The following is an 8,101-nucleotide window of genomic DNA, read 5'->3' as shown; positions in this document are numbered from 1 at the left end:
GCACACTATTGAGTTCTCAAACAACAGACACTACCGGCACCACCACCAACCCCACAGGGCCACTGGATCGCTCCGAAGCAACTTTTCAAACTTACACGCTGTCTGCCTCCGGGTCAAATCGGCGAGCTGGACTTGATTTTCCCTGCGGGTTCTTGTCAGCATCACCGCCCTCCACTGGGGAGCAGCGCGGGTATTAACTATACACACACTCTGCCGGGTTGGCAAAGCCCCGAGTCGGCGGGATGGTTCCCGGCCAATCCGGCCAGGTAACCCGGCAGTGTGGTCCTGGCTTCTGGCGCCGTTCGGAACCCAAACGCCGCAGCCGGGGTCCGCCGTCGAACGCTTAACCAGTAGCGCTCCTCCACCACGGTGAAGGAGCGTTACTGGAAAGGGGCAATTACGTGAGCGAGCGATCGAACCAACCCCGGGGAACGTGAGCGAGCGTCGGTTACTCAGCCGGGCTGAACCATGTGGCTCCGAGCGGCGGGAGCGTGACGGACAGCGCAGCCGGTTGCCCGTCGGTTCCCGGCGTCGTGGCCTTCAAGGTGCCGGAGTTGATCACCCCGGAACCTCCATAGGATTCGGCATCCGTGTTCAGTACTTCCGTCCACTCGCCTGCTGACGGAACACCCAGGATGTAGTCGTGGTGCGGACCGCCGGAGAAGTTCACCGCACACACCAGGGGCTTGCCGTCGTTGCCCCGGCGGATGAAGGTGAGGACGTTGTGGTCGGCATCTCCGCCGTTGATCCACTGGAAACCACTGGCGTCGTTGTCCTTCTCGTAAAGGGCAGGCGTAGATGAGTAGACCTCGTTGAGGTCCTTGAGCAGGAGCTGCAGGCCGCGGTGCGAGGGGATGTCCGCAAGGAACCAGTCAAGTCCGTGCTGCTCGGACCACTCGGCTTCCTGGCCGAACTCGCTGCCCATGAAGATGAGCTGCTTGCCTGGGTGCGACCACTGGTAGGCGAAGAAGGCACGGAGGTTGGCCAGCTGCTGCCAACGGTCGCCCGGCATCTTGCGCAGCATGGAACCCTTGCCGTGAACAACCTCGTCGTGGCTGATGGGCAGGAGGAAGTTCTCAGTGAACGCGTACACCAGGGAGAAGGTGACGGTGCCGTGGTGCCACTTGCGGTTGATGGGGTCCTCGGAAATGTACTTGAGGGAGTCATGCATCCAGCCCATGTTCCACTTCAAGCCGAAGCCCAGTCCGCCGTGGTTGGTAGGTGCCGTAACACCGGGGAATGCCGTGGACTCCTCGGCGATGACGATTGCGCCCGGATGGGTTTTGTAGACCGTGGCGTTGACTTCCTGCATGAAGGAGATCGCTTCCAGGTTTTCCCGCCCGCCGAATTTGTTCGGGCGCCACTGGCCTTCTTCACGGGAGTAGTCCAGGTAGATCATGGAGGCCACAGCGTCCACACGGAGGCCGTCGACGTGGAACTCCTCGAGCCAGTACAGCGCATTGGCCACCAGGAAGTTCCGGACCTCGCTGCGTCCGAAGTCGAAGATCAGGGTTCCCCAGTCAGGGTGTTCTCCCAGTGCGGGGTCTGAATGCTCGTAGAGCGGCTGGCCGTCGAACTGTGCCAGCGCCCAGGAGTCCTTGGGGAAGTGGGCAGGAACCCAGTCGAGCAGGACACCGATGCCCGCCTGATGGAGCGAGTCCACCAGGAACCGGAACTCATCCGGGTGACCGAAGCGTGACGTCGGCGCAAAGTAGGACGTCACCTGGTAACCCCAGGACCCACCGAAGGGGTGTTCGGCGACGGGCATGAACTCTACGTGGGTGAAGCCGAGCCACTTCACGTACTCCACGAGTTCCTTGGCGAGTTCCTTGTAGCCAAGGCCCAGGCGCCAGGAGCCCAGGTGGACTTCATAGACGCTCATCGGCGAGTTGTGCGGATCCTTCTTGGCGCGGGCCGCCATCCACTCCGCGTCCTTGAAGCGGTAGCTGGGGTCTACTACGCGCGATGCCGTCAGCGGAGGTACCTCGGTTCCGAATGCCAGCGGGTCAGCCTTCTCGACCCAGTGGCCGGACTTGGTGAGGATCTCGTATTTGTAGCACGCCCCTGCTACAACGCCCGGGATGAAGATCTCCCAGACCCCGGAGGAGCCAAGGGACCGCATGCCATGTGAACGGCCATCCCAGCCGTTGAAGTCACCCTTTACGCGTACAGCCTGGGCGTTGGGAGCCCAAACCGCAAAGGAAACACCGTCCACGGCGCTCAGCGAGGAACGGTAGTGCTGGACGTGCGCTCCCAAGACATCCCACAGCCGTTCATGGCGGCCCTCACCGATCAGGTGGAGGTCCACCTCGCCCACGGTAGGCAGGTAGTGGTACGGGTCATCGATGGTGACGGGTTCGGCGTCGTACACCACTTCCAGACGGTAGTCCGGCACATGCCCGGCCTGAAGCGGTTCGAGGACCGCCGTCCACACACCGTGCGATTCGTGCTCCATGGGGGTCCGGCCGGCTTCGGTAACTACCGTGACGGTCTTGGCCAGGTGCTTCACCGTCCTGATGGTTACATGGCCGTGGTCATCGAGGTGGGCACCGAGGACCGAATGCGGCGCGTGGTAAGCGCCGGCCGCCACGCGTTCCAAGGTCTCGGAGTCCACGTGCAGGGGAACTCGGGGCCGTTCGGTACGTGCTGAGCCAGTCATGTCATTACCTTCCGCTGTTGCTGCCGCATGCTTGCCGCGGCTTGTGTTGTCGAGGATTTGTCGCGATGCGTTCACCGGTATCGACAACCAGTCGGGCCGGTTACGCAGCTCATACACCACCTCGTATAAGGCCTTGTCCAGCCACAATGCCACAAAGAGCGGCGACTGGCGGTCAATGGTTCCAGGGGTGACGTCGCTGTACCCCTCGATGAAGGCTGCGGCGCAGTCATCCACCCAGTTTTCCGGCACCTGCGCCTCCGGGTTTTCCCGAATGGCGGCCCCGGCTGCGTAGTCGAACGAGCGCAACATGCCGGTGACGTCCCGCAAGGGAAGGTCGGGGTTGTTGCGCTCATCGATCGTCCGAAGCGGCTCACCCTCGAAGTCCAGGATGGCCCAGCGGCCCGGCTCCCCCGCTGCGCCGGGAACCTGCAGGATCTGGCCCAGGTGGAGGTCTCCATGGATACGCTGCAATTGGCCCACGGACCGCGGATCGAGCGCCGACAGCAGCTCTTCAAGACTTGCGTCATAAGGCCCGACGGCGGTTGACGCCTCAGCCCACGACTGCCGGACACGCCGGGCAAGGGTCGCGATGATGTCGGAGCCCTGCTCCTGGCCATCGTGGGTGCCAAAGGTCTTCGCCAGCCTGGCGTGGACCGTGGCCGTGGCCTTTCCAAGTCCACGGGCTTCGTCCGTGAAATCCTTGCCGGCCGCCGCCGCGTCAACAGCCAGACGCCAAGCGTCCAGGCCACCGAGCAGGAATTCGTGCGCAACCGTCAGCTCACCGGTTGCCTCCGCAATGGACTCGTCCCCATTGGCTTTCGACGCCGGCTCATGCCACGAGCCCGTGATCCACCCCAACGTCGCGGGAACCTCGCGGGTGTCCGCGGCTGTCAGGGCGGCGCCCAGCTCCACTTCCGGGTTCTTGCCTGCCGAGAGGACGCGGAAGATTTTCACGATCGCGGCCGACTCGCCGTCGTCGATGATGACGGAGGTGTTGGACTGCTCACCGGACAGGACCCGCACGGACACCGGGTTTTCCGGGAGGGGAACGCGACCGTGGGTGAGGTGGCCCTGGACCGAAGCCACGGCTCCTTCGCTGCGCATCAGTTGCAGCCAGGCCGAAATAAATCCGGGATCGTAGACGGCGTCGTACACCAGGCGAAGGCCAGGATCCGTAATCTCTCCCAGGAGCGCCGTCGGCGCGTCAACCAGCGGCTGGCTGTGGAAGCTCAGCGGTACCTGCACGACGTCGGTCCGCGGACCGCCGTCGGCCGTCCTGTGGGTGACGGCCAGCAGCAGGACCTCCAATTCGGCGTCGCCGCCACTTGGAAGCCGGAAGCTGCCCACTTGCTCCAGCGCAAAGTCGGGACTCTTGACCGGGAACCAACGTTTGCCGGGAAGCCAAGCCCGGAGAAGTCCTTCAACGGAGGGGTTCAAGTTTTCCTTGTTCATCTCATCCTTTGGAGGTCACCACTGGAATCGCCTGGGTAAAAGGCGACGAGGGATTGGAAAATGCCGAGCGGACCCGCAGCCAGTAAAAGCTGTGGCTGCCCAGCATCACGGTCAGATGACCGTTGTCACCGACGGCCGGGAAAGGCTGGCCGCCGAAAATATCGCGCAGGCCGCGGCCCGCGAACTCGGGAATATCCAACGTTGCCGCCACCGGGTGCTGGGAAAGGTTAAAGACGCACAGAATGGTTTCCGCGTCCGCGCCTTCCGGGTTTCCCGCCGGCAGCTCCCGGACGTAGGCCAGCACCACCTCATGATCAGCTTCGATGTGGCGGAACCCGCCCAGGCCAAACACGGGATGGTTCTTGCGGACACTGAGGATCTGCCGGGTCCACCGCAGCAGGGAACCGGAATGCGCCGCTTCGGCCTCGACGTTGGCCATACTGAAGTTGTAGACCAGCGACTGGATCACCGGAAGGTACAGCTTGCCCGGGTCCGCAGAGGAGAATCCCGCGTTGCGGTCGGGGTTCCATTGCATGGGCGTGCGGACGGCGTCGCGGTCATCGAGCCAGATGTTGTCGCCCATGCCGATCTCGTCCCCGTAATACAGGAAGGGACTGCCGGGCAGGGACAGCAACAGCGCATTGATGAGCTCGATCTCAGAGCGGGAGTTGTCCAGTAGCGGTGCCAAGCGACGACGAATACCGATGTTGGCCCGCATGCGGGGATCCGGCGCGTACCATCCGAGCATTGCGGCACGTTCCTCGGCAGCGACCATCTCAAGGGTCAGTTCATCGTGGTTCCTCAGGAAGGTTCCCCACTGAGCGCCGCGTGGAATCTCCGGAGTGTCCCGCAACGTCTCAATGATGGGCGCAGCTTTTTGGTCCCGGAGGGCGTAGTACAACCTGGGCATGATCGGGAAGTGGAAGGCCATATGGCATTCGGGGGCGTCGTCGGTGCCGAAGTACTCCACCACTTCGTGCGGCGGCTGGTTGGCCTCGGCGATGATCACCCTGCCCGGATAGTTCTCGTCCACCATGCGGCGGAGGTCCTGGAGGAACGTGTGGGTCGCCGGCAGGTTCTCACAGTTGGTCCCTTCCTCCTCGAAAAGGTAGGGAATGGCGTCAGCGCGGAAACCGTCGATGCCTTGGTCCAGCCAAAAACGGATGACGTCGTACAGGGCCTCGATGACTTTGGGGTTCTCGAAGTTCAGGTCCGGCTGGTGGCTGAAGAACCGGTGCCAGAAGAACTGCCGCCGGATGGGATCGAACGTCCAGTTGGATTCTTCGGTGTCGACAAAGATAATGCGGGCGTCCTGGTATTTCTCGTCCGTGTCACTCCACACGTAGAAATCGCCGTAGGGTCCCGTGGGATCTTTCCGGGATTCCTGGAACCACGGATGCTGGTCCGAAGTGTGGTTCAAAGGAAGGTCGATGATGACCCGTACGCCACGGGCGTGGGCCTCGGCAACCAGCCGTTTGAAGTCGCTGATGGTACCGAATTCATCCAGGACGGACGTGTAGTCGGCAATGTCGTAGCCGCCGTCGCGCAACGGGGAATGGAAGAACGGCGGCAGCCAGAGACAATCGACGCCCAGCCACTGGAGGTAATCCAGTTTGTCGATCAATCCTTGGAAATCGCCGGAACCATCCCCGTTGGCGTCCGCAAAAGCCCGCACCAGTACTTCATAGAAGACTGCCTTGCGGTACCAGAGCGGATCATGCTGGAGACCGGGGGCATTCAACTCGAAGGTGTTCTTCGGAGTGAAGTACTGGCTGGGATTCTGCGGGGAAAAACTCACTAAGGCTGCCTCCTGATGCTCAGGACGTGTGCCGGCTCAACGTGCGCATCCAGGCGGACGTAATTGTGTTCCCCCCACCACCAGCTCTGGCCGCTGATGAGGTCATCCACGCGGAACTGTCCGTTCTCATTGAGGTCGGCCGCATCGAGCCCCAGTGCCGCAAGGTCCAGCGACACTGTGCTTTCGCGGGTACTGTGCGGATCCACGTTGACCACGATGATCAAGGTGTCCTTGGTGCCATCGGGCAACGTCTTGTGCTTCGAATAGACGATCGTTGCGTCATCCGTGCTGCGGTGGATGGTCAGGTTCTGCAGGTCGCCCAACGCCAGATGGTCCTTGCGGATGGTGTTGAGCCGGGTGATGTATGGGGCCAGCGTACGTCCGGACTCGGCAGCGCCTTCCCAGTCCCGGGCCTTGTACTCGTACTTCTCGTTGTCGATGTACTCCTCGGCACCGGGCCGTGCCACGTGCTCGTACAGCTCGTAGCCGGCGTAGACACCCCACAGCGGGCTGGCTGTCGCGGCAAGGACGGCACGGATCTTGAAGGCCGCCGGGCCGCCGTACTGCAGGTACTCGGTGAGGATATCCGGGGTGTTGACGAAGAAGTTCGGCCGGAAATACGCCGGGCTCACATGGCTGACCTCGTAGAAGTACTCTTCGAGCTCTGCCTTGGTGTTCCGCCAGGTGAAGTACGTGTAGGACTGCTGGAATCCAGCACGGCCCAGGGCGTGCATCATGGGCGGACGTGTGAAGGCCTCCGCCAGGAACACAACCTCGGGGTTCTTTTTGTTGATCTTCCCGATCAGCCATTCCCAGAACCACACGGGCTTGGTGTGGGGGTTGTCCACGCGGAAGACCTTGACCCCGTGGCTGATCCACAACTGCACGATGCGCAGGATTTCCTTGGACAGGCCCACGGGATCGTTGTCGAAGTTCAGGGGGTAGATGTCCTGGTACTTCTTCGGAGGATTTTCGGCGTAGGCGATCGAACCGTCCACGCGCGTGGTGAACCATTCGGGGTTGGACGTTACCCAGGGGTGGTCCGGAGCTGCCTGCAATGCCAGGTCCAGGGCCACTTCGAGGCCGAGCTCGTTGGCCCTTGCCACAAAAGCGTCAAAGTCCTCGAACGTTCCCAGCTCGGGGTGGATGGCATCGTGGCCGCCGTCCTTGGAACCGATGGCCCACGGCGAGCCCGGATCCTGGGGCCCTGGCGTCAAGGTGTTGTTGCGACCCTTGCGGTGCTGGAAGCCGATCGGGTGGATGGGCGGCAGGTAGATGATGTCGAAGCCCATCTCCGCCACGGCGTCGAGCCGCCTGGCCGCCGTGCGGAAGTTGCCGGAGGTCCACACACCCGTGGAGTGATCCAGCACGGCACCTTCGGACCGCGGAAAGAATTCGTACCAGGAACCGCGGCCCGCCAGATCCCGTTCAACCTGCAACGGGAACTGCTCCGAGACGGTCACCAGTTCGCGGATCGGCAAACGCTCGACGGCGGCAAGCACCTCGGGGCTGAAACCGGCGCCAAGGCGCTCCTCGGCAGACTTGGTGGTGTCGGCGAGCGCGACGGAAGCGGCACGCAGGGTGCGCTTTTCAGCGCCGGTGCGTCCGGCGTCGTCGGCTGCTCCCGACAGAAGGGCCGCACCTTCGGCGAGCATCAATTCGACGTCGATGCCGGCGGCGACCTTCACTTCGGCGTTGTGGTGCCATGTGCCGTAGCGGTCATGCCAAGCCTCGATGACGAACGACCACGCACCTGTGCCGCTGGGGGTGATCAGACCCTCCCAGCGGTCAAGGCCCTTCCACTGCTCGCCCTGGGCCGGGGCCAGCCGCACGCGCTGGCGCTCCTTGCCCCTGGGGTCAAGCAGGACGGCGGAGACGCCCAGCTGGTCGTGCCCTTCCCGGAAGACCGTGGCGCCAACCACGAGGTCCTCTCCAGGCAAGGCCTTCGCCGAGAAACGGCCACCCTCCACCACAGGCTGCACGGCCGTGATGGGAAACCGGCCGAAGCGAAGTCCGTCGGTGATGTCCGTTGTCGTCTTGGATTTCAGAACGGTGGTGGTTCGCGCAGTTTTCGTCACAACCATGACGTTAGCGAGAAAAATCACAGAATGCTAAGCAAACGAGGTTTCTATTCGACGCAAGATGACATTTACCTAAAAGAAACCCGATCCTGTTCCGACTGCCATGTGAGT

At 62.6% G+C, this 8,101-nt stretch carries 3 protein-coding genes; all 3 read right to left on the bottom strand.

Annotated features, from left to right (window positions below; all coding sequences use genetic code 11):
• Nucleotides 1–448 precede the first annotated feature (448 nt).
• Genes ACFVSI_RS21395 through ACFVSI_RS21385 form a run of 3 tightly spaced genes read right to left on the bottom strand, consistent with a single transcriptional unit; the run spans nt 449 to nt 7,993 of the window.
• Nucleotides 449–4,111: a 1,4-alpha-glucan branching enzyme gene (locus ACFVSI_RS21395; RefSeq protein ID WP_387828295.1), complete on the bottom strand. Its 3,663-nt coding sequence runs from the start codon at nt 4,109–4,111 to the stop codon at nt 449–451.
• A gap of 1 nt (nt 4,112) precedes the next feature.
• Nucleotides 4,113–5,909, bottom strand: coding sequence for a maltose alpha-D-glucosyltransferase (treS, locus tag ACFVSI_RS21390; protein WP_387828293.1), 1,797 nt, complete (start codon nt 5,907–5,909; stop codon nt 4,113–4,115).
• On the bottom strand, nt 5,909–7,993 hold the full coding sequence (locus ACFVSI_RS21385; RefSeq protein ID WP_387828290.1) for an alpha-1,4-glucan--maltose-1-phosphate maltosyltransferase: 2,085 nt from the start codon (nt 7,991–7,993) through the stop codon (nt 5,909–5,911). The genes treS and ACFVSI_RS21385 overlap by 1 nt, the downstream gene beginning before the upstream one ends.
• Nucleotides 7,994–8,101 lie beyond the last annotated feature (108 nt).

Source organism: Paenarthrobacter sp. NPDC057981, assembly GCF_042886835.1.
GTDB lineage: Bacteria > Actinomycetota > Actinomycetes > Actinomycetales > Micrococcaceae > Arthrobacter.
Note: the sequence above shows the minus strand (reverse complement) of the source record. Positions and strands in the feature narration are given on the sequence as shown.